Source organism: Streptomyces roseochromogenus subsp. oscitans DS 12.976, assembly GCF_000497445.1.
Lineage (GTDB): Bacteria > Actinomycetota > Actinomycetes > Streptomycetales > Streptomycetaceae > Streptomyces > Streptomyces oscitans.
In genome coordinates this window covers 2,956,833-2,978,167 of the sequence record NZ_CM002285.1, presented here as the reverse complement: position 1 = coordinate 2,978,167, position 21,335 = coordinate 2,956,833, and the positions used below count along the sequence as shown (strand labels likewise).

Below are 21,335 nucleotides of genomic sequence, written 5' to 3'. Positions count from 1 at the left end.
GGCTCCGCCGCGACGGGGTCCCCCGCTCAAGCGCGGTCGAGAGTGGGGAGCGACACACCACGACGCACCCGCAGCCGCCGTCCCCGCAGAACTCCCGAGCTCTCGCGCGGCTTCATTACCGGGCGCCCCACACATCCCCGGCCTACATTGGACGTACGTCACCGTCGACCGCCCGGGAGCCCGCCATGTCGGTCACCCCTACCCTCAAGACCGACGTCCTGCGGCACCAGGACCCCGAGCTGGCCGAGATCCTGCTCGGCGAACTGCGCCGGCAGTCGACCTCGCTGCAGCTGATCGCCGCCGAGAACTTCACCTCGCGCGCGGTGCTGGAAGCGCTGGGCTCGCCGCTCGCCAACAAGTACGCCGAGGGCTACCCCGGTGCCCGGCACCACGGCGGCTGCGAACTCGTCGACGTCGCCGAGCGGCTCGCCGTCGACCGGGCCAAGGCCCTCTTCGGTGCCGAACACGCCAACGTCCAGGCCCACTCAGGCTCTTCGGCCGTCCTGGCCGCCTACGCCGCGCTGCTGCGCCCCGGCGACACCGTCCTCGCCCTCGGCCTGCACTACGGCGGCCACCTCACCCACGGCTCGCCCGCGAACTTCTCCGGCCGCTGGTTCGACTTCGTGGGGTACGGCGTGGACGCGGAGACCGGGCTCATCGATCACGACCAGGTCCGCCACCTCGCCCGCAACCACCGGCCGAAGGCGATCGTGTGCGGCTCCATCGCCTACCCCCGCCACTTCGACTACGCCTTCTTCCGCGAGGTCGCCGACGAGGTCGGCGCCTATCTGATCGCCGACGCCGCGCATCCGATCGGGCTGGTCGCCGGCGGCGTGGCGCCGAACCCGGTGCCGTACGCCGACATCGTGTGCGCGACCACCCACAAGGTGCTGCGCGGGCCGCGCGGCGGGATGATCCTGTGCGGGAGCGAACTGGCCGAGCGCGTCGACCGGGCGGTGTTCCCGTTCACCCAGGGCGGTGCGCAGATGCACACGATCGCCGCGAAGGCCGTGGCGTTCGGCGAGGCGGCAACACCGGCGTTCGGCTTGTACGCCCATCAGGTGGTCGACAATGCGCGGATGCTGGCCGGTCAGCTGGCCGCCGAGGGTCTCGCCGTCACCACCGGCGGCACGGACACCCACCTGATCACCGCCGACCCCGCCCCGCTCGGCGTGGACGGCCGCACCGCCCGTGGCCGGCTGGCCGCCGCCGGGATCGTTCTGGACTGCTGTGTGCTGCCGCACGGCGACGGCCGCGGTCTGCGCCTGGGCACGGCCGCGGTGACCACGCAGGGCATGGGGGAGCCGGAGATGCTGCGGATCGCGGCGCTGATGGCGGCCGTGCTGCGGGGCGCGACCGACCCGGCCGCGGCTCGGGACGAGGTGCGCGTGCTCACAGGCGATTTTCCGCCGTATCCAGGCTGAACGGGGGTAGGCGGTGTCCCGTACACCCTGATGCGCGCCATGGCTCACAGCCACACGTGCAACCATCGTGACTACCCGGAAGTCCCCATCCATATACGTCCATCGCTAGGGTGTGGGCTGTGATGGCCAGCGAGACCTGTGGGGAAGCCCGTGCGTGAATACCTGCTGACGCTCTGCGTCACGGCCGTGGTGACGTACCTGCTGACAGGGCCGGTACGGAAGTTCGCGATCGTGGCCGGGGCGATGCCGGAGATCCGGGCCCGTGACGTGCACCGGGAGCCCACTCCGCGCCTCGGCGGTATCGCCATGTTCTTCGGGCTGTGCGCGGGCCTGCTGGTCGCGGCCCACCTGACCAACCTCAACGAGGTCTTCGCGAAGTCGAACGAACCGCGGGCCCTGCTCTCCGGAGCGGCCCTGATCTGGCTGATCGGCGTCCTGGACGACAAATTCGAGATCGACGCGCTGATCAAGCTGGGCGGCCAGATGATCGCCGCGGGCGTCATGGTCATGCAGGGTCTGACGATCCTGTGGCTGCCCATCCCCGGCGTCGGCAATGTGGCACTGACCCAGTGGCAGGGCACCCTGCTGACCGTCGCGCTCGTCGTCATCACGATCAACGCGGTGAACTTCGTGGACGGCCTGGACGGCCTCGCGGCCGGCATGGTCTGCATCGCGGCCGCCGCGTTCTTCCTCTACTCGTACCGGATCTGGTACTCGTACGGCATCGAGGCCGCCGCTCCCGCGACCCTGTTCGCGGCGATCCTGATGGGCATGTGCCTGGGCTTCCTGCCGCACAACATGCATCCCGCGCGGATCTTCATGGGTGACTCCGGCTCGATGCTGATCGGTCTGGTGCTGGCGGCGGGTGCGATCTCGATCACGGGCCAGGTGGACCCGGACGCCCTCGCGCTGTTCACGGGTTCGGAGAAGGCGGCCGTGCACCAGACGGTGCCGGTGTACATCCCGCTGCTGCTGCCGCTGACGATCATCGCGGTGCCGGCCGCGGACCTGGTCCTCGCGATCGTCCGGCGCACCTGGCGCGGCCAGTCGCCGTTCGCCGCGGACCGCGGGCATCTGCACCACCGGCTGCTGGAGATCGGCCACTCGCACAGCCGGGCCGTGCTGATCATGTACTTCTGGTCGGCCCTGATCGCCTTCGGCGCGCTGGCGTACTCGGTCAACTCGGCCTCGATGTGGATCGTGCTCGGCGTGGTGTTCCTCAGCTCGGTCGGGCTCGTCCTGCTGCTGCTCCCGCGCTTCACGCCGCGGGTGCCGGTCTGGGCGCAGCGGTTCGTGCCGCCGCGCTACCGCCGCCGGCGCCGGGTGGCCGAGGCCGCTGTGGCCATGGAGGCGGGTGCGCCGCAGGGGACTCGTCAGGCCCCTCACGAGACCGGGGAACGGGCCCCTGTCACCGCCGGAGTCTCGGGCGTCAACGGGGCGACCGCGATTGGCCCTCGTTCGCGTTTCTTTGATCGCCGCTGAGACGAACCAGGTAAGAATCTGACGAGAGCATTGCCAACTCGTGGGGGTGTAAAGCTCCCAATACCAGACAAGTGGGCCCGGTTTTTGCACAGACGGGCACTGTCACTCTCATGTGTGACAGCAAGCACACCCAGCGGGTAAAGACCTCATCAAATAGTTTGTGATACGGTTCACGAGAACCCGGATAGAGCCGAAGGACCGCAGTACGGCGGTCCCTTGGTGTGAGGTCTCGATCACTCAGCCCGGGACTACGCTCGTCCATGACGACACCCTGCCCCCTTGTGAAAGCGGAGTTGCCGCCATGCCGTCCAAAGACGCCCGGAACCTTCTGCAGATCGCTGTGCCCGCAGCGATCGCAGGCGTGATCGCTGTCGCCGTGAGCGCAGCGGTCGCGGGGGGCAAGGGTGCGATCGGCGCGGCTGTCGGCACGGCACTGGCCATCCTGTTCATGGGCATCGGCCTGTACGTGCTGCAGTGGACGGCAAAAACGCTCCCCCAGCTCTTCCAGATGATGGGGCTGCTGCTCTACGTAGCCCAGCTGCTGCTCCTCCTGATCTTCGTCGCTGTTTTCAAGGACACCTCTCTCTTCAACGCGAAGACGTTCGCCCTGTCGCTGGTCGTCGTGACCGTCGTGTGGATGGCCGCGCAGGCTCGCGCACACATGAAGGCCAAGATCTTCTACGTCGACCCGGACTCTGAGAAGAGCGAGAAGCCCGAGAAGACAGGGCCGTCGTCGTGAGGGGTAGGGGCGGGATAAAGGGCTGTGAGATCTCCTGCTATCGTCCGGTGCCAACTGCGGCATCGCGGGCGCGGGCACCTGAGCTGACGCCTGCTCGATCGCGAGGCTCGATGCCCCTCAGCCGCCCCCACATCCGTAACACCAGTCCGGTGCCGATCCGCGGCCGCGTGCCGCGCCGACACAACGAGGTTGCCGTACCCATGCGTCACGCCGAAGGAGCCCGCGGTGAGTGCTGACCAGACCCAGCTCGCCTTTGACTGGAGTTGTCGGGTCCTGTCCGACAACGGGTGCGGTTTCCCGGCCCCGGGCCTGAACTCCTTCCTGTTCAAGCCGCTCTTCACCGTCGGGGGCTTCGAGTTCAACAAGGTGATGCTGCTCGCGCTCGTCACCACGCTGCTCGTCGTCACCTTCTTCTCGGCCGCCTTCGGCAAGGCCAAGGTCGTTCCGGGCAAGCTCCAGATGATCGGCGAGGCCGGCTACGACTTCGTGCGCCGCGGCATCGTGTACGAGACCCTCGGCAAGCGCGAGGGCGAGAAGTGGGTGCCGCTCATGGTCTCCATCTTCTTCTTCGTCTGGATCATGAACGTCTGGTCCGTGATCCCGCTGGCGCAGTTCCCGGTGTCCTCGGTCATCGCCTTCCCGATGGTGCTGGCCGCGATCGTCTACATCACCTGGGTGGCGCTCACCTTCAAGAAGCACGGATTCGTCGGCTTCTTCAAGAACGTCACCGGCTACGACAAGTCGCTCGGCGCCGTGCTGCCGCTCGTCATGGTCATCGAGTTCTTCTCGAACCTGCTGGTCCGCCCCTTCACGCACGCGGTGCGACTCTTCGCCAACATGTTCGCCGGTCACCTGATGCTGGTCATGTTCACCGTGGCCTCCTGGTACCTGCTGAACAGCTGGCTGGTCGTGGGCGCCGGAGTCTCCTTCGTGATGACGATGGCCATGATCCTCTTCGAGCTCTTCGTCCAGGCCGTCCAGGCGTACGTCTTCGTGCTGCTGGCCTGCTCCTACATTCAGGGCGCTCTCGCCGAGCACCACTGAGCCGTACCACCCCCGCCAACCCCCAGACGTCCGGTGGCCAACCCCCACCGGTCCATGAAAGAGAAGGAAGAACCGGCATGTCCGCTGCTCTTGAGACCCTCGCCGCCACCGCTGGTGTTCACGGCTCCGTCGGCTCGATCGGCTACGGCCTCGCTGCGATCGGCCCTGGCATCGGCGTCGGCATCATCTTCGGTAACGGCACCCAGGCCCTGGCCCGCCAGCCCGAGGCCGCCGGTCTGATCCGCGCCAACCAGATCCTGGGCTTCGCCTTCTGTGAGGCGCTCGCCCTCATCGGCATCGTTATGCCGTTCGTGTTCGGTAAGTAATCACTCCTTACCCGACACGAATCGACGAAAGGCACTGATGTGATCGCCAACCTGGCACAGCTGGCGGCCGAGGAGACCGAGCAGAACCCGCTCGTCCCGGCCGGTCCCGAGCTGCTCGTCGGCACCATCGCCTTCGCCATCGTGTTCTTCTTCTTCTGGAAGAAGCTGCTTCCGAACATCAACAAGGTTCTGGAGGAGCGCCGAGCGGCGATCGAAGGCGGTATCGAAGAGGCCGACGCCATGAAGGTCGAGGCCCAGAGCGTCCTTGAGCAGTACAAGGCCCAGCTCGCCGAGGCCCGGCACGAGGCCGCGCGCCTGCGCCAGGAGGCGCAGGAGCAGGGTGCCGCGCTCATCGCCGAGATGCGGGCCGAGGGCCAGCGGCAGCGCGAGGAGATCGTCGCCGCCGGTCACGCCCAGATCGAGGCCGACCGCAAGGTCGCCGCGTCCTCGCTGCGTCAGGACGTCGGCAAGCTCGCCACCGAACTGGCCGGCAAGCTCGTCGGCGAGTCCCTTGAGGACCACGCCCGCCAGAGCCGTGTGATCGACCGCTTCCTCGACGAGCTTGAGGAGAAGGCCGAGGCAACTCGATGACGGCCATGCACGGAGCGAGCCGCGAGGCCCTGGCTGCCGCCCGTGAGCGTCTCGACGCGCTGACGGACTCCACGTCCGTGGACGCCGGGCAGCTCGCGGACGAGCTGGCGGCCGTCACCGCGCTGCTCGACCGCGAGGCCGGCCTGCGCCGGGTCCTCACCGACCCGGCGCAGCCCGCGGAGGCCAAGGCGGAACTGGTCCAGCGTCTGATCGGCGCCCAGGTCAGCGGGTCCACCGCCGACCTGGTGGCCGGGATGGCGCGCTCCCGCTGGTCGCAGCCCCGTGACGTGGTGGACGCGCTGGAGGAGCTGGCGAGCACCGCCGACCTCACGGCCGCGGAGAAGACGGGCACCCTCGACGACGCCGAGGACGAGCTGTTCCGGTTCGGCCGGATCGTCTCCTCCAGCACCGAGCTGCGCGCCGCGCTGACCGACCGCGCCGCGGGTACGGCGGCCAAGACCGAGCTGCTGCACCGGCTGCTCGGCGGCCGGGCCAAGCCCGTCACCGAGCGACTGGTGACGCGTCTTGTGACCGCGCCGCGTGGACGTAGCCTGGAAGCGGGACTGGAGTCCCTGTCCAAGCTGGCCGCCGAGCGCCGGGACCGTATGGTCGCCGTCGTCACCTCGGCGGTACCGCTGAGCGACGGCCAGAAGCAGCGCCTCGGCGCCGCCCTCGCCAAGCTCTACGGCCGCCGGATGCACCTCAACCTGGACGTGGACCCCGAGGTCGTCGGCGGTATCCGGGTGCAGGTCGGTGACGAGGTCATCAACGGCTCCCTCGCGGACCGCCTGGACGACGCCGCCCGCCGCATGGCGAGCTGAGCGACGCCCGGTATTCGAGAACAGCAGTAGTACTTAGGACGGCCCTGGTTGGGCCGTGCAGAAGAATCCTGGGGGTCGCCCCCAGACCCCCAAAGTGAAACTTCGGGCCCAACAAGGAGAGCAGGGAACCCAGATGGCGGAGCTCACGATCCGGCCGGAGGAGATCCGGGACGCGCTGGAGAACTTCGTCCAGTCGTACAAGCCGGACGCGGCCTCGCGCGAGGAGGTCGGTACGGTCACCCTTGCCGGCGACGGCATCGCGAAGGTCGAGGGCCTGCCCTCGGCCATGGCCAACGAACTGCTGAAGTTCGAGGACGGCACCCTCGGCCTCGCCCTCAACCTCGAGGAGCGCGAGATCGGTGCCATCGTCCTCGGTGAGTTCAGCGGCATCGAGGAGGGTCAGCCGGTGCAGCGCACCGGTGAGGTCCTCTCCGTCGCGGTCGGCGAGGGCTACCTCGGCCGTGTCGTCGACCCGCTCGGCAACCCGATCGACGGCCTCGGCGAGATCGAGACGTCCGGCCGCCGTGCGCTGGAGCTGCAGGCCCCCACGGTCATGCAGCGCAAGTCGGTGCACGAGCCGATGGAGACCGGCTACAAGGCCGTCGACGCGATGACCCCGATCGGCCGTGGTCAGCGTCAGCTGATCATCGGTGACCGCCAGACCGGCAAGACCGCCCTGGCCGTCGACACGATCATCAACCAGCGCGACAACTGGCGCTCGGGCGACCCGAAGAAGCAGGTCCGCTGCATCTACGTCGCCATCGGCCAGAAGGGCTCCACCATCGCCGGCGTGCGCCGCGCGCTGGAGGAGAACGGCGCCCTGGAGTACACGACCATCGTCGCCGCCCCGGCGTCCGACCCGGCCGGCTTCAAGTACCTTGCGCCGTACACCGGTTCGGCCATCGGCCAGCAGTGGATGTACGAGGGCAAGCACGTCCTCATCATCTTCGACGACCTGTCGAAGCAGGCCGACGCCTACCGCGCCGTGTCGCTGCTGCTGCGCCGCCCACCGGGCCGTGAGGCCTACCCGGGTGACGTCTTCTACCTGCACTCCCGGCTGCTGGAGCGCTGCGCCAAGCTCTCCGACGACATGGGTGCCGGCTCGATGACCGGTCTGCCGATCGTCGAGACCAAGGCCAACGACGTCTCGGCGTTCATCCCGACCAACGTCATCTCCATCACCGACGGCCAGTGCTTCCTGGAGTCGGACCTGTTCAACGCCGGTCAGCGTCCCGCGCTGAACGTCGGTATCTCCGTCTCCCGAGTCGGTGGTTCCGCGCAGCACAAGGCGATGCGCCAGGTCTCCGGCCGCCTCCGTGTCGACCTCGCCCAGTTCCGTGAGCTGGAGGCGTTCGCCGCCTTCGGTTCCGACCTGGACGCGGCCTCCAAGGCGCAGCTGGAGCGCGGTTCGCGCATGGTCGAGCTGCTGAAGCAGGACCAGTACCAGCCGATGGCCACCGAGGACCAGGTCGTCTCCGTCTGGGCCGGCACCAACGGCCGCATGGACGACGTCCCGGTCACCGACATCCGCCGCTTCGAGAAGGAACTGATCGACTTCCTGCACCGGAAGCACCAGGGCCTGATGACCTCCATCAAGGAGGGCGCCAAGATGTCGTCCGACACGATCCAGGCGGTCGACGACGCGGTGGCCGAGTTCAAGAAGCAGTTCGAGACCTCGGACGGCAAGCTGCTCGGCGAGGACGTTCCTGCCGCTGCCGCCAAGTGACGTAAGGAAGGGACCTGACTCATGGGAGCCCAGCTCCGGGTCTACAAGCGTCGCATCCGATCCGTCAGCGCGACCAAGAAGATCACGAAGGCGATGGAGATGATCGCCGCCTCGCGCGTCGTCAAGGCGCAGCGCAAGGTGGCGGCCTCCACGCCGTACGCGACCGAGCTGACGCGCGCGGTCACGGCGGTCGGCACCGGCTCGAACACCAAGCACCCGCTCACCACGGAGGCGGAGAACCCGGCCCGTGCCGCGGTTCTGCTCCTCACGAGCGACCGCGGCCTCGCCGGCGCCTTCAACTCCAACGCCATCAAGACGGCGGAGCAGCTGACCGAGCGCCTGGAGCGCGAGGGCAAGCAGGTCGACACGTACATCGTCGGCCGGCGCGGTGTCGCCCACTACAACTTCCGCGAGCGCAAGATCGCGGAGTCGTTCACGGGCTTCACGGACGAGCCGACGTACGCGGACGCCAAGAAGGTCGCGGCGCCCCTGATCGAGGCCATCGAGAAGGAGACGGCCGAGGGTGGTGTGGATGAACTCCACATCGTCTTCACCGAGTTCGTCTCGATGATGACGCAGACGGCGCTGGACGCCCGGCTGCTGCCGCTTCGCCTCGAAGAGGTCGCCGAGGAGGCTCACCCCAAGGGGGAGATCCTCCCGCTGTACGACTTCGAGCCCTCGGCGGAGGACGTCCTCGACGCCCTGCTGCCGCGCTATGTGGAAAGCCGTATCTACAACGCGCTGCTCCAGTCGGCCGCTTCGAAGCACGCCGCCACGCGGCGCGCGATGAAGTCGGCCACCGACAACGCGGGCGAGCTGATCAACAACCTCACCCGTCTTGCCAACGCGGCCCGCCAGGCCGAAATCACCCAGGAAATCAGCGAGATCGTCGGTGGCGCGAGCGCCCTGGCCGACGCGACCGCGGGGAGTGACCGATAAATGACCACCACTGTTGAGACCGCGACGGCTACGGGCCGCGTCGCCCGGGTCATCGGCCCGGTCGTCGACGTGGAGTTCCCCGTCGACGCGATGCCGGACATCTACAACGCCCTTCACGTCGAGGTCTCCGACCCGGCGAACGCGGGCGAGAAGAAGACGCTGACCCTGGAGGTCGCCCAGCACCTGGGTGACGGCCTGGTCCGCACCATCTCCATGCAGCCGACCGACGGTCTGGTCCGCCAGGCCCCGGTCACCGACACGGGCGCGGCCATCTCCGTCCCCGTCGGCGACTTCACCAAGGGCAAGGTGTTCAACACCCTCGGTGAGGTGCTGAACGTCGACGAGTCCTACGACGGCGAGCGCTGGCCGATCCACCGCAAGGCCCCGAACTTCGACGAGCTCGAGTCCAAGACCGAGATGTTCGAGACGGGCGTCAAGGTCATCGACCTGCTCACCCCGTACGTCAAGGGCGGCAAGATCGGCCTGTTCGGCGGCGCCGGCGTCGGCAAGACGGTGCTCATCCAGGAGATGATCTACCGTGTCGCCAACAACCACGACGGTGTCTCCGTGTTCGCCGGTGTCGGTGAGCGCACCCGTGAGGGCAACGACCTGATCGAGGAGATGTCCGACTCGGGCGTCATCGACAAGACCGCGCTGGTCTTCGGTCAGATGGACGAGCCCCCGGGCACCCGTCTGCGCGTCGCGCTGGCCGGCCTCACCATGGCCGAGTACTTCCGTGACGTCCAGAAGCAGGACGTGCTGTTCTTCATCGACAACATCTTCCGCTTCACGCAGGCCGGTTCCGAGGTCTCCACGCTGCTCGGCCGTATGCCGTCCGCGGTGGGTTACCAGCCGAACCTGGCCGACGAGATGGGCCTCCTCCAGGAGCGCATCACCTCGACCCGCGGTCACTCGATCACCTCGATGCAGGCGATCTACGTCCCCGCCGACGACCTGACCGACCCGGCCCCGGCGACCACCTTCGCCCACCTCGACGCGACGACGGTTCTCTCCCGTCCGATCTCCGAGAAGGGTATCTACCCGGCCGTGGACCCGCTGGACTCCACGTCCCGGATCCTGGACCCGCGCTACATCGCGCAGGACCACTACAACGCGGCCATGCGCGTGAAGAACATCCTGCAGAAGTACAAGGACCTGCAGGACATCATCGCGATCCTCGGTATCGACGAGCTGGGCGAGGAGGACAAGCTCGTCGTCCACCGTGCCCGTCGTGTGGAGCGCTTCCTGTCCCAGAACACCCACGTCGCCAAGCAGTTCACCGGCGTGGACGGTTCGGACGTCCCGCTGGACGAGACGATCACGGCGTTCAACGCGATCTGCGACGGCGAGTTCGACCACTTCCCGGAGCAGGCGTTCTTCATGTGCGGTGGCCTGGAGGACCTCAAGGCCAACGCCAAGGAGCTGGGCGTCTCCTGAACTCCCTGAGTTCGTGAGAGGGGCGCGGGCCCATCCCCTGCGGGGTGCGTCCAGCCCCTCTCTCCACGCCCACTAGAATTGACCCCAACACCCGGCACAACCGCCGGGTGGTGACCCGAGGAGCCACCCTTGGCTGCTGAGCTGCACGTCGAGCTGGTCGCTGCCGACCGCCAGGTCTGGTCCGGCGAGGCCACCCTGGTCGTCGCGCGCACCACGTCCGGCGACATCGGCGTCATGCCCGGTCACCAGCCGCTGCTCGGTGTGCTGGAGTCGGGCCCGGTGACCATCCGTACGAGTGAAGGTGGAACGGTCGTCGCCGCGGTGCACGGCGGTTTCATCTCGTTCGCCGACAACAAGCTGTCCCTGCTGGCCGAGATCGCCGAGCTGTCGGATGAGATCGATGTCCAGCGCACGGAGCGGGAGCTGGAGCGCGCGAAGGCGGAGGGCGACGCCGCCGCCGAGCGCCGCGCAGACGTCCGCCTGCGCGCGGCGGCGGCCCGCTGAGCCCACAGCAAGCCGCCGTATGACGTCACTCAGCCGCGGCCGGCCCGGAGCAATCCGGTGCCGGTCGCGGCTGAGGCAGATGTGGGTGTTTTTCCGGTTTCATTACTCAGTGACAGAAGCAGTTCCACTACGTGGGAGACGAGGAGGTCGGTGCCGATGGTCCTCGCTCTGACTGTGTGCGGGATCGTGGTCGCGCTCGTGGTGGTGGGGCTGTTCCTGTTCGGGCTGCGCCGCAGACTCATCCAGCGCTCCGGCGGTACCTTCGACTGTTCCCTGCGCTGGGACGTGGCCGAGAAACCGGACGCGGGCGGCAAGGGCTGGAGCTATGGCGTCGCCCGCTACAACGGCGACCGCATCGAGTGGTACCGCGTCTTCTCCTACGCCCCCCGCCCCCGCCGCACCCTGGAGCGCGCGCGGATCGAGGTGGCCGGCCGCCGGCTGCCCGAGGGCGAGGAGGAACTGGCGCTGCTCTCCGACGCGGTGGTCCTCGCCTGTACGCACCGGGGCACGCGCCTCGAACTCGCCATGAGCGAAGACGCGCTGACCGGATTCCTCGCGTGGCTGGAGGCAGCCCCGCCTGGACAGCGAGTGAATGTGGCGTAGCCACATTCACTCGCTGGGTGGGGGTCCCCCCGGACGAAGTCTGGGGGAGCGTCAACGTCGCTTAGGACACTTACAGGTATTACAGATTGCTGCTGATGGCGTTCACCAGCTCACCGTCGCTGGTGTCGCCGCTGAACTCCCAGAAGAACGCACCGCCGAGACCCTGGGACTTGGCCCAGCTCATCTTCCCGGCGATCGTCGACGGGGTGTCGTACGACCACCAGTTGCTGCCGCAGTGCGCGTACGCGGTGCCCGCGATGGTGCCGGTCACCGGGCAGGACGTCTTGAGCACCTTGTAGTCCTCGATGCCCTGCTCATAGGTGCCGGCCGCGGGTCCCGTGGCCGTACCGCCCGGGGCGTCCTGGGTGACGCCCGTCCAGCCGCGGCCGTAGAGCCCGATGCCGATGAGCAGCTTGGACGCGGGCACCCCGATGGACTTGTACTTGGCGATCGCGTCGGCCGTGTCGAACCCGGCCTTCGGGATGCCCGAGTACGAGGTGAGCGGGGAGTGCGGGGCCGTCGGGCCCTGGGCGTCCCAGGCGCCGAAGAAGTCGTACGACATCACGTTGTACCAGTCGGCGTACTGGGCGGCGCCCGCGTAGTCCGCCGCCTCGATCTTGCCGCCGGAGGAGCCGTCGGCGGTGACCGCGGCGGTGACCAGCTTGCTCGCACCGAACTTGGCGCGCAGCGCGGCCAGCACGTTCTTGAAGGCCGCCGCCCCGCTGGTGTCGCAGGACAGACCGCAGGCGTTCGGGTACTCCCAGTCGATGTCGATGCCGTCGAAGACATCGGCCCAGCGCGGGTCCTCGACCAGGTTGTAGCAGGAGTCGGCGAACGCGGATGGGTTGGCGGCCGCCTGCGCGAACCCGCCGGACCAGGTCCACCCGCCGAAGGACCACAGCACCTTGAGGTTCGGGTACTTGGCCTTCAGTTCGCGCAGCTGGTTGAAGTTGCCGCGCAGCGGCTGGTCCCAGGTGTCGGCGACGCCGCTCACCGACTGGTCGGCGGTGAAGGCCTTGTCGTAGTCGGCGTAGGAGTCGCCGATCGCGCACTGGCCGTTGGTCACGTTGCCGAAGGCGTAGTTGATGTGCGTGATCTTCGCCGCCGAGCCGGACGTCACCAGGTTCTTGACGTTGTAGTTGCGGCCGTAGATGCCCCACTCGGTGAAGTAGCCGAGCTTGACCTTGTCGCCGGTGGGCGGGGGAGTGGTGGTGCCGCCGGTGGTGTGCACCTTGACCGCGCCGCTGACCGGGCCGGTCTGGTCGGCGGTGTCGCGGGCCTGCACGGTGTAGGAGTAGTCGGTGCCGGCGGTCAGGCCGGTGTCCGTGTACGACGTGGTGGTGACGGTGGAGACAACCTTGCCGTCGCGCAGGACGTCGTAGTTCTTCACGCCCTTGTCGTCGGTGGCCGCGCCCCAGCCGAGCTTGACCGAGGTGTCGGTGATGCCGGAGGCGGTGGGCGTGCCGGGCGCGCTCGGCGGGTTGTCACCGGGGACCGTCGTGCCGTCGCAACTGCCGCCGTTCAGCTTGCAGTTGGACGGCGAGCCGGGGCCCGCGCCGTTGAAGCCGAAGGAGACGGAGGCGCCGGGGGCGATGCTGCCGTTGTAGGACTTGTTCTTGGCGGTCCAGTGGGTGCCGGAGCTGGTCACGTCCGCGTCCCAGGCGGAGGTGACGGACGTACCGGAGGGGAAGTCCCACTCGACGGTCCAGGAACTGATGCCGGCGGTGCCGGTGTTCTTGATGGTCCACTGACCACCGAAGCCGGTTCCCCAGTCGCTGGTCTTGGTGAAGCTCGCCGTCGCGGTGGCCGCGGCCTGTGCGGGGCTCGCGAGACCGACGAGGCCGGCCAGGGGGAGCAACAGGGTCGCGAAGCCCGCCGCGGCTCTGTGTCTGAGTCTGAAGCGCATGTGCGCCTCCTCGGTATGGGGGATGTTGGGGAGTCAAGGGCATGACTGAGCCTTCACGCCCACGGTGCTGTGAGAGTAGAAAGGTCTGGACCACGGGTCAATAGGTCTGGACCAATCTGCCTCGTGGCTGACTAGACCCCCAACTCCTGGGCCAGTACGGCCGCCTGGACCCGGCTGCGCAGCCCCAGCTTGGCCAGCAGCCGGCTCACATGCGTCTTCACCGTGCCCTCCGCCATCTGCAGCCGCCCGGCGATCTCGGCGTTCGACAGCCCCTGGCCGACACAGGACAGCACCTCCCGCTCGCGCCGGGTCAGCCCCTCGAGGACGGCCGGATCGCCCTTCGCCCCCCGTACCGGACCGGCCGCGAACTCGGCGATCAGCCGCCGGGTCACGGCCGGCGCGACGATCCCCTCCCCACGCCCCACCGTCCGCACCGCCTCCAGCAGATCCCGCGCCTCGGTGTTCTTCAGCAGAAACCCGGCCGCCCCCGCCCGCAGCGCCCCGAACACATACTCGTCCAGGTCGAAGGTGGTCAGCACGAGCACATCCGCGAGCCGCTCCGCCACGATCAGCCGGGTCGCCGACACCCCGTCGAGACGCGGCATCTGTACGTCCATCAGCACGAGGTCCGGCCGCAGTTCCCGGGCCAGCTCCACCGCCCGCTCGCCGTCCGCCGCCTCGCCGACCACCTCGATGTCGGGGGCGCTGCGCAGGATCAGGACGAGTCCGGCGCGCACGGCGGACTGGTCCTCGGCGACGAGAACCTGGATGGGCCGGTTCATGCGGAGGCTCCTTCGACGAGTGGAAGACTGGCGCGTACGGCCCATAGGCCGGCCTCGGGTCCGGCCGTGAAGCCGCCGCCGAGCAGCGTCGCCCGCTCCCGCATCCCGGTCAGCCCCGAGCCCGAGCCGGGGGCGCGGGGGGTGTCGCCGGGCCGGTAGGGGCTGGTGACCTCGATGCGCAGGGCGCTGTCGGCCTGCCGCAGGGTGACCCGGACGGGTCCCGGCGCCGCGTGCTTGAGCACGTTGGTCAGCGACTCCTGCACGATCCGGTACGCGGCCAGCTCCACCGGCGCCGGCACCTGGCCGTGCCCGGCGTCGAGCCGGACGTCCAGGCCGTTGGCGCGGGCGCCCTTGACCAGGGTGGAGAGGCCGTCGAGCGTCGGTGTCGCGGCCGGTTCCAGATCGCCGCTGCTGTCCCGCAGGATGCCGATCAGCCGCCGCATCTCGGCCAGCCCCGCCACGCTGTTCTCCCGGATCACGCTCAGCGCGTCCCGGGAGGTCTGCGGATCGTCGAGGGACAGCGCGGCCGTGGAGTGGATCGCGATCGCGGACAGATGGTTGGCGACCATGTCGTGCAACTCCCGTGCCGTCCGGGCCCGTTCGGCGGTCACCGCCTGGGTGCGGTCCATCTCGGCGAGCAGCGCCGTCTGTTCGGCGCGCAGCCGGGCGGCCTCGGCCGCGTCACGGTGGTTGCGCACCACCCAGCCGGTCGCGGCGGGCGCGAACGCGACGACACCGATGCCCACACCGATCAGCAGCCCCTGCGGATCGCGCCAGATCGTGGCAGGCACGACCCCGCCGAGCACCGTCAGCATCCCGGTGACCCAGGGGATACGACGGGCCGAGGCGGGGCTGCCGTACAGGACGGCCGCGTACATCAGGTCGGTGTACATGACGAGGGTGACGACGTTGCCCAGCGTCACCGTGTCCAGGGTCAGCGCGAGCGTGCCGATCAGCAGACCGATGCGGGGCCGGATGCGGCGCAGCGACTCGCACGCGGCGGTCGCCGCCAGCGGCAGCAGCGGGGCCCAGGGCGCGTGCCACTGCACCAGCGGGTCCGAGGGCACGCGCGGATGGATCCCGAACAGCCACAGCAGCACCCCGCCGAGCAGCCCGCCCACGGCGATCCGCACGTCGTCACGGTGGGGGCGCGGGAGTGCGAGGGTCATGTGTCCATCCAACACGGCCCGCGCCCGGCCCGCCTGATCCCCGGGCAGGGTCCTGGACTGCAACTTTCGCTTACGACTACTTCGTCCGCACCGACGACGATCCGTACCCTCGCCGCCGGGACCCTGGAGGGGTGAACGAGGGGAGCGAACCATGATCGTCGGCTTGGTCATCGCCTGCGAAGTGGCGTTCTGGGTGCTGCTGGCGGCCGGACTGACCTTCCGGTACGGGCTGCGGATGCCCCGGACCGGACTGGCGCTGCTGCTGTGCGAGCCGCTCCTGGAGGTCGTGCTCTTCGTCGTCACCGCGATCGACCTGAAGAACGGCGCCCGCCCGGACTGGCGGCACGGCCTGGCCGCCGTCTACATCGGCTTCACGGTCGGGCTCGGCCACTCGACGATCAAGTGGGCCGACGCCCGGGCCGCCCACCGCTTCGCCGGCGGCCCGCCCCCGGTGAAGCCGCCGCGCTACGGCAGGGCCCGCGCGGTCCACGAGTGGAAAGTCGCGGCCCGCTGGATCCTGGCCTCCCTGGTCGCCCTCGCCCTGCTCCAGTCCGCCATCTGGTACGTCGGCTCCGCCGGCGACACCGGTTCACTGCGCCAGTGGCAGCTGCGGATGCTGTGGCTGATCGGCATCAACGTGATCATCGCCGGCAGCTACACCTTCTTTCCGAAGCGCGAGCGCTGACGCTCCCCGCCGGGTACCCGCAACACGTCCCCCGGCCGGGAGGTGGTTTCACCCGCGTTCCCCGCCTGGCACCCAGAGGACATCGCCCATCTCCTTGTTCGCAGTCCGGGCCAGGATGAACAGCAGGTCGGAGAGACGGTTGAGGTAGGTGGCCGTGAGGGGGTTCATGATGTCGCCGTGGACCTCCAGGGCCGCCCAGGTGGAGCGTTCGGCGCGGCGCACGACCGTGCAGGCCTGGTGGAGGAGGGCCGCGCCGGGGGTGCCGCCGGGCAGGATGAAGGAGCGGAGCTTCTCCAGCCGTTCGTTGAAGCGGTCGCAGTCCGCCTCCAGCTTGTCGATGTAGAACTGCTCCACCCTGAGCGGCGGGTACTCCGGGTTCTCCGCCACCGGCGTGGACAGGTCCGCACCCACGTCGAACAGGTCGTTCTGGACGCGCGTGAGGACCTTGACGACCTCCGCGTCCAGCCCGCCCAGCGCGATCGCGGTGCCGATCACCGCGTTGGCCTCGTTGGCGTCGGCGTAGGCCGAGATCCGGAGGTCGGTCTTGGCGACTCGGCTCATGTCACCGAGCGCGGTGGTGCCCTTGTCGCCGGTCCTGGTGTAGATGCGCGTCAGATTGACCATATGGCCAGCCTAGTTACGCTCCGGCCGTCCGGAACACTCGTGTGCCCACCGTCACCGCCAGCGCCGCGAAGCCGACGGCGACGAGGGCGCCGTAGAGCATATGGGCGGTGGCGTAGTGGCCGACGTAGGCGTCGCGCACCGCGTCCACCAGGTAGCGGAACGGCACGAAGTGCGAGAGGGCGTTCAACCAGGCGGGCGCGAGGGTCATCGGGAGCATCAGGCCGGACAGCAGCATCGACGGCATCGACACCATGTTGATCAGCGGGCCGAACTCCTGCGGGGTGCGGACCTTCATGCCGAGCGCGTACGACAGCGAGGCCAGCGAGAGCGTGAGCAGGGCGACGAACGCGAAGCCGATCAGGATGCCCGCGAGCGGCGCGCGCAGGCCCATCACCAGCGCGGCCAGCACCAGCAGCACCGCCTGGAAGACGAAGACCGTGGCGTCACGCAGCACCCGGCCGAGGAGGAGGGCGAGCCGGCTGACCGGGGTCACGCGCATCCGTTCCACCACCCCCTGCCCCTTCTCGATGATCACCGTGAACCCGGCGAACAGGGCGCCGAACAGGCCGAGTTGGAGCAGCAGGCCGGGGACCAGAACCTGCCAGGAGCTGCCGCTGCCGCCCAGCGGGAGATGCGTGAGCAGCGGCCCGAAGAAGAGCAGGTAGAGCAGGGGGGTGAGCACGCCGAAGAGCAGCGCGAAGCGGGAGCGCAGGGACTGGCGGAGATAGCGGCCGTAGATGAGGGCCGTGTCGTGAAGCAGCATGTGTACGGTCCTTAACGGCTTATACGGCGAGGGTGGCGGCGTCGGCCGATGGGGGTCCCCCCGGTCGAGCCTGTTCGAGACTGGGGGAGGGCCCGCGGCCGGTGATGGCGAGGAAGGTGTCCTGGAGGGTGGCGTCGAGCGAGCCGCCGTGCTTCAGCTTGAGGGCGCCCGGTGTGCCCTCGGCGGCGACCGTGCCCCGGTCGACGATCACCAGGCGGTCGGCGAGGGCGTCGGCCTCGTCCAGGTAGTGGGTCGTCAGGAAGACGGTCGTACCGCGCTCGTCGCGCAGCCGGCGGACCAGCTCCCACAGGTCGGCACGGCTGCCCGGGTCGAGCCCGGTCGTCGGCTCGTCCAGGAACAGCACCTTCGGCCGGTGGGTGAGCGCCATCGCGATGTCCAGCCGGCGCCTCTGCCCGCCGGAGAGGGCGCCGGCCTTGCGGTCGAGGAAGCCGGTGAGATCCAGCTCCCGCGCCAGCTCCTCCGCTCGCGCCACCGCCTCGGCCTTGGGCAGGCGGTACATCCGGCCCTGGGTGACCAGTTCCTCCCGCACGGTGATCTGAGGGTCGACGCCGCCGGACTGGGCGACGTATCCGCTCGCCGCGCGCACCCCGGCCGGATCCGCCGCCAGATCGTGCCCGGCGACGGTGGCTGCGCCGCCGGTCGGCTTCAGCAGGGTGGTGAGCATCCGCAGGGTCGTCGTCTTGCCGGCGCCGTTGGGTCCGAGGAAGCCGAGGATCTCGCCCTCCCGGACGGCGAGGTCGATGCCGCGCACGGCCGCCACGGGCCCGGCCTTGGTCTGGAAGGTGCGGGCGAGTCCCGCCGCGCTGATGACTGCTGCCATGTCCACAGAAAAACAGAGTCACTGAAATTTTGCAATGACACCAAGTTTTCCTAGAGGTCAAGTTTTCATCGGATCCAGCGAAGTTAGGATGCGGGCATGGCAGAGGGGCTCAGGGAGCGGAAGAAGCGGCAGACCAGGCAGTACATCTCGGATGTCGCCACGGGGCTGTTCATCGAACGCGGCTTCGACGCGGTGGCGGTCGCGGAGATCGCCGAGGCGGCGAACGTCTCCGTCAACACCGTCTACAACTACTTCCCGGCCAAGGAAGACCTCTTCTTCGACCGCTCCGCCGGCATGATCGACCGCCTCGCCCGCTGGGTCCGGGGCCGGCCCGAGGGTGAGTCGGCCGCCGTCGCCGTCCTGCGCGAGCTGCGCGAGGAGGTCGAGGCGGTATCCCCCCGGGTCGGCCTGCTGCCCGGCTACGCGGCCTTCATGAAGGTCATCGAGGAGGCCCCCGCCCTGCGCTCCCGCCTCTGGGCCATCGCCCAGGAGGTCCAGGCCAACTTGGAACAGGCCCTGCGCGAGGAGACCGGCGCGGCCGACGGCGACGAACTGCCTCATCTGATGGCCGGTCAGATCGGCTGGATCCACAGCACGATCGTCGCGGTCATCGGGCGCGAGATGGTCAAGGGCCGCGAACCGCGCGAAGTATCCCGAGAGGTACTCGCCCTCCTCGACGACATGGAGGACCTGTTGAGCGAACGGGTCCTGAACTATGCCGTGCGGGGAGCGGCCTGAGCGCGCCTGCGTGTGGCGTCAGCCGGTCCAAGAGGCGCCGAACAGCAGGAATCCGCAAGGAATTGGCGCTCCGGCCGGAGCCGCCGGAATCCCGCCGGATCAGCCGGCGGGGGGACCGCCAAGTCCGTTCATCGAGACGTGACCGTTGTCTCACGCGCTGAGACCGTGACACGCGTTACTAACCCCTCACACAGCGCTCCCGGAGCGCTATGGTCCGCCGGAGAAGCAGACTTGGAGCGCGTTCGAGGGAGTCGTCAGTGGCACGGAAGCTTGCCGTCATCGGGGCCGGTCTCATGGGGGCCGGGATCGCTCAGGTCGCCGCGCAGGCGGGCTGGGACGTCGTCCTGCGCGACGTCACCGACGAGGCACTGAAGCGTGGCACCGACGGCATCAAGGCCTCGTACGACAAGTTCGTGAGCAAGGGGAAGATGGAGGCGCACGACGCCGACACCGCCCTGGCCCGTATCGCCGCGACCACCGATCTGGACGCCGCCGCCGACGCGGACATCGTCGTGGAGGCCGTCTTCGAGAAGCTGGAAGTGAAGCACGAGATCTTCCGGGCGCTCGACAAGCTCGTGCGCCCGGACACCGTGCTCGCCTCCAACACCTCCGCCATCCCGATCACCAAGATCGCGGCCGCCACCGAGCACCCCGAGCGGGTCGTCGGCGTCCACTTCTTCTCGCCGGTGCCGATGATGCAGCTCGTCGAGCTGGTCCGCGGCTACAAGACGAGCGACGAAACCCTCGCCACCGCACGGGAGTTCGCCGAGTCCGTCGGCAAGACCTGCATCGTCGTCAACCGGGACGTGGCCGGCTTCGTGACCACCCGGCTGATCTCCGCCCTCGTGGTGGAGGCGACCAAGCTCTACGAGTCCGGTGTCGCCACCGCCGAGGACATCGACCTCGCCTGCAAGCTGGGCTTCGGCCACGCCATGGGCCCGCTCGCCACCGCCGACCTCACCGGCGTCGACATCCTGCTGCACGCCACCGGCAACATCTACACCGAGTGCCAGGACGAGAAGTTCGCGCCGCCGGAGCTGATGCGCCGGATGGTGGACGCCGGTGACATCGGCCGCAAGAGCGGGCAGGGCTTTTACACGTACTGAGATCCGTCAGTACGCCGTACCGAAAACCATCAGCACGCCCTAGCGAGAACCACCCGTACGCACACATGCCGGACATTCACCCCGGGAACATCACTCCCCGGGGTGAATTCGGTATCGGTTCGCTTACAAGCAGCAACCGCACCACCACTCACGCAGTCAGACGGTGCACAGCACCGTCACCATCGTCACCGAGTACGCCAACCGCATTCAACGGGGAGCGCATATGCACATCAGGGGCGACCATGCCGAGCTGGTCGTCGGGGGCCGCCTCGACGTCCGCAGCGCGGCGGACGCCCGTACGGCCCTGCACTCGGCCGTCGACACCGGAGTCGGCGACCTGGTGCTCGACCTGTCCGAACTGGACTCCTGGGACGCCACCGGACTCGGGGTGATCATGGGTGCCCATCGGCGGGCCGGCCGCTGCGGTCGCCGTCTGGTGCTGCGCGGCGTCCCGCCGCAGATGCAGCGCCTGCTGGTGGCCACCCGGCTGCACCGCATCCTCGCCATCGAGGGCGGCATCGGGGTCGAACCGCTGCCCCGGGCCTGACCCGGCGAACGCTCGGGCGGTGAGCCAGGGCCTGCCAGGGCCCAGGGGACACGCGCGACGGGGGAGAACCGGGCGCAGCCGTCGAAGCGCACGTCGGGGGCAATCCTCACCGGACTGTGACGTCTCGGACCGCGTGGCACCCCGCCCTGTCGGAGATACTGAGCGAAGGTTTAGGGTTCGGTCGCCCGCCGCCTCGCAACCCTCGACCGAGCGGGCCCGGACCAGTAGCGACAGCGCGGTGTGCGACAAGGCCGGGAGGGGCCGGAATCACGGGCACACAACGCTTTGGGGGGCTGAACCCATGGAACGCATGGAACCCTTGGACCCGATCAACCCGGGACCCGAGGAGCACGGCCAGGCGCACAGCCGCCGCCCGCCCCGGGAATCCCTCACCTCCGACTTCGGTCAGAGCACGCCCGCGCTCGCCCGTACGGCGCAACTTGTGACCGGCGACCTGCTGCTGACCGTCAACCCCGTCGACGGCAGCGAGATCGAGCCCTGCCCGCCGGCCCAGCGGCCGGAAAGGCCCCGCAAGCGC

Annotated in this window: 23 protein-coding genes; 17 read left to right on the top strand and 6 right to left on the bottom strand. The window is 69.0% G+C overall.

Annotated elements, in window-relative coordinates; translation table 11 throughout:
• Nucleotides 1-185: 185 nt before the first annotated feature.
• The 12 genes from M878_RS62660 (at nucleotide 186) to M878_RS62605 (ending at nucleotide 11,636) form a co-directional block, all read left to right on the top strand.
• Nucleotides 186-1,424, top strand: a complete 1,239-nt coding sequence (locus tag M878_RS62660) for a serine hydroxymethyltransferase (protein WP_023546739.1) — start codon at nucleotides 186-188, stop codon at nucleotides 1,422-1,424.
• Between the two features lie 150 nt (nucleotides 1,425-1,574).
• Entirely contained in the window at nucleotides 1,575-2,906 is a 1,332-nt protein-coding gene (locus M878_RS62655) for an MraY family glycosyltransferase (protein WP_023546738.1), read from the top strand.
• Between the two features lie 301 nt (nucleotides 2,907-3,207).
• The gene (locus M878_RS62650) at nucleotides 3,208-3,645 is read left to right on the top strand and encodes a Cg1360 family ATP-synthase-associated protein (RefSeq protein WP_023546737.1); all 438 of its coding nucleotides are present in this window, start codon (nucleotides 3,208-3,210) and stop codon (nucleotides 3,643-3,645) included.
• A 225-nt stretch (nucleotides 3,646-3,870) separates the two neighbouring features.
• Nucleotides 3,871-4,689, top strand: a complete 819-nt coding sequence (atpB, locus tag M878_RS62645; RefSeq protein WP_023546736.1) for a F0F1 ATP synthase subunit A — start codon at nucleotides 3,871-3,873, stop codon at nucleotides 4,687-4,689.
• 77 nt (nucleotides 4,690-4,766) lie between these two features.
• Entirely contained in the window at nucleotides 4,767-5,015 is a 249-nt protein-coding gene (gene atpE, locus M878_RS62640) for an ATP synthase F0 subunit C (RefSeq protein ID WP_023546735.1), read from the top strand.
• A 39-nt stretch (nucleotides 5,016-5,054) separates the two neighbouring features.
• Entirely contained in the window at nucleotides 5,055-5,606 is a 552-nt protein-coding gene (locus tag M878_RS62635) for a F0F1 ATP synthase subunit B (protein WP_023546734.1), read from the top strand.
• A 5-nt stretch (nucleotides 5,607-5,611) separates the two neighbouring features.
• The gene (locus M878_RS62630) at nucleotides 5,612-6,427 is read left to right on the top strand and encodes a F0F1 ATP synthase subunit delta (RefSeq protein WP_031224825.1); all 816 of its coding nucleotides are present in this window, start codon (nucleotides 5,612-5,614) and stop codon (nucleotides 6,425-6,427) included.
• A gap of 133 nt (nucleotides 6,428-6,560) precedes the next feature.
• Nucleotides 6,561-8,153: a F0F1 ATP synthase subunit alpha gene (gene atpA / locus M878_RS62625; RefSeq protein WP_023546732.1), complete on the top strand. Its 1,593-nt coding sequence runs from the start codon at nucleotides 6,561-6,563 to the stop codon at nucleotides 8,151-8,153.
• Nucleotides 8,154-8,174: 21 nt separating this feature from the next.
• Entirely contained in the window at nucleotides 8,175-9,092 is a 918-nt protein-coding gene (locus M878_RS62620; protein ID WP_023546731.1) for a F0F1 ATP synthase subunit gamma, read from the top strand.
• Entirely contained in the window at nucleotides 9,093-10,529 is a 1,437-nt protein-coding gene (atpD, locus tag M878_RS62615; protein WP_023546730.1) for a F0F1 ATP synthase subunit beta, read from the top strand. It abuts the gene before it with no gap.
• A 129-nt stretch (nucleotides 10,530-10,658) separates the two neighbouring features.
• Nucleotides 10,659-11,033 carry a F0F1 ATP synthase subunit epsilon gene (locus M878_RS62610; RefSeq protein WP_023546729.1) on the top strand — a complete coding sequence of 125 codons (375 nt, stop codon included), beginning with the start codon at nucleotides 10,659-10,661 and terminating at the stop codon, nucleotides 11,031-11,033.
• Between the two features lie 156 nt (nucleotides 11,034-11,189).
• Nucleotides 11,190-11,636, top strand: a complete 447-nt coding sequence (locus tag M878_RS62605; RefSeq protein ID WP_023546728.1) for a DUF2550 domain-containing protein — start codon at nucleotides 11,190-11,192, stop codon at nucleotides 11,634-11,636.
• 79 nt (nucleotides 11,637-11,715) lie between these two features.
• Here M878_RS62605 and M878_RS62600 read toward each other — a convergent pair whose 3' ends face one another.
• From M878_RS62600 to M878_RS62590, 3 genes are all read right to left on the bottom strand, one after another.
• Complete coding sequence (locus M878_RS62600; protein ID WP_023546727.1) at nucleotides 11,716-13,542, bottom strand: glycoside hydrolase family 18 chitinase; 1,827 nt, start codon at nucleotides 13,540-13,542, stop codon at nucleotides 11,716-11,718.
• A 131-nt stretch (nucleotides 13,543-13,673) separates the two neighbouring features.
• The gene (locus M878_RS62595; RefSeq protein ID WP_023546726.1) at nucleotides 13,674-14,324 is read right to left on the bottom strand and encodes a response regulator; all 651 of its coding nucleotides are present in this window, start codon (nucleotides 14,322-14,324) and stop codon (nucleotides 13,674-13,676) included.
• Entirely contained in the window at nucleotides 14,321-15,493 is a 1,173-nt protein-coding gene (locus tag M878_RS62590; protein WP_023546725.1) for a sensor histidine kinase, read from the bottom strand. The genes M878_RS62595 and M878_RS62590 overlap by 4 nt, the downstream gene beginning before the upstream one ends.
• Before the next feature lie 151 nt (nucleotides 15,494-15,644).
• On the opposite strand from M878_RS62590, the gene M878_RS62585 reads away from it, so the two are divergent.
• Nucleotides 15,645-16,178, top strand: a complete 534-nt coding sequence (locus tag M878_RS62585; RefSeq protein ID WP_023546724.1) for a hypothetical protein — start codon at nucleotides 15,645-15,647, stop codon at nucleotides 16,176-16,178.
• Nucleotides 16,179-16,226: 48 nt separating this feature from the next.
• Here M878_RS62585 and M878_RS62580 read toward each other — a convergent pair whose 3' ends face one another.
• The 3 genes from M878_RS62580 to M878_RS62570 are packed head-to-tail and all read right to left on the bottom strand — an operon-like array spanning nucleotide 16,227 to nucleotide 18,406.
• Nucleotides 16,227-16,802 carry a cob(I)yrinic acid a,c-diamide adenosyltransferase gene (locus M878_RS62580; protein WP_023546723.1) on the bottom strand — a complete coding sequence of 192 codons (576 nt, stop codon included), beginning with the start codon at nucleotides 16,800-16,802 and terminating at the stop codon, nucleotides 16,227-16,229.
• Between the two features lie 13 nt (nucleotides 16,803-16,815).
• On the bottom strand, nucleotides 16,816-17,565 hold the full coding sequence (locus M878_RS62575) for an ABC transporter permease (RefSeq protein ID WP_023546722.1): 750 nt from the start codon (nucleotides 17,563-17,565) through the stop codon (nucleotides 16,816-16,818).
• Nucleotides 17,566-17,584: 19 nt separating this feature from the next.
• The gene (locus tag M878_RS62570; RefSeq protein WP_051430080.1) at nucleotides 17,585-18,406 is read right to left on the bottom strand and encodes an ABC transporter ATP-binding protein; all 822 of its coding nucleotides are present in this window, start codon (nucleotides 18,404-18,406) and stop codon (nucleotides 17,585-17,587) included.
• A 96-nt stretch (nucleotides 18,407-18,502) separates the two neighbouring features.
• Here M878_RS62570 and M878_RS62565 point away from each other — a divergent pair, with 96 nt between their 5' ends.
• The 4 genes from M878_RS62565 to M878_RS47740 form a co-directional block, all read left to right on the top strand.
• Nucleotides 18,503-19,144, top strand: a complete 642-nt coding sequence (locus M878_RS62565; protein ID WP_023546720.1) for a TetR/AcrR family transcriptional regulator — start codon at nucleotides 18,503-18,505, stop codon at nucleotides 19,142-19,144.
• 257 nt (nucleotides 19,145-19,401) lie between these two features.
• On the top strand, nucleotides 19,402-20,250 hold the full coding sequence (locus tag M878_RS62560; protein WP_023546719.1) for a 3-hydroxyacyl-CoA dehydrogenase family protein: 849 nt from the start codon (nucleotides 19,402-19,404) through the stop codon (nucleotides 20,248-20,250).
• Nucleotides 20,251-20,473: 223 nt separating this feature from the next.
• Complete coding sequence (locus M878_RS62555; RefSeq protein WP_031224821.1) at nucleotides 20,474-20,797, top strand: STAS domain-containing protein; 324 nt, start codon at nucleotides 20,474-20,476, stop codon at nucleotides 20,795-20,797.
• Nucleotides 20,798-21,116: 319 nt separating this feature from the next.
• The coding region (locus tag M878_RS47740) for a hypothetical protein (protein ID WP_158692926.1) at nucleotides 21,117-21,335 on the top strand (219 nt) is incomplete at its 3' end.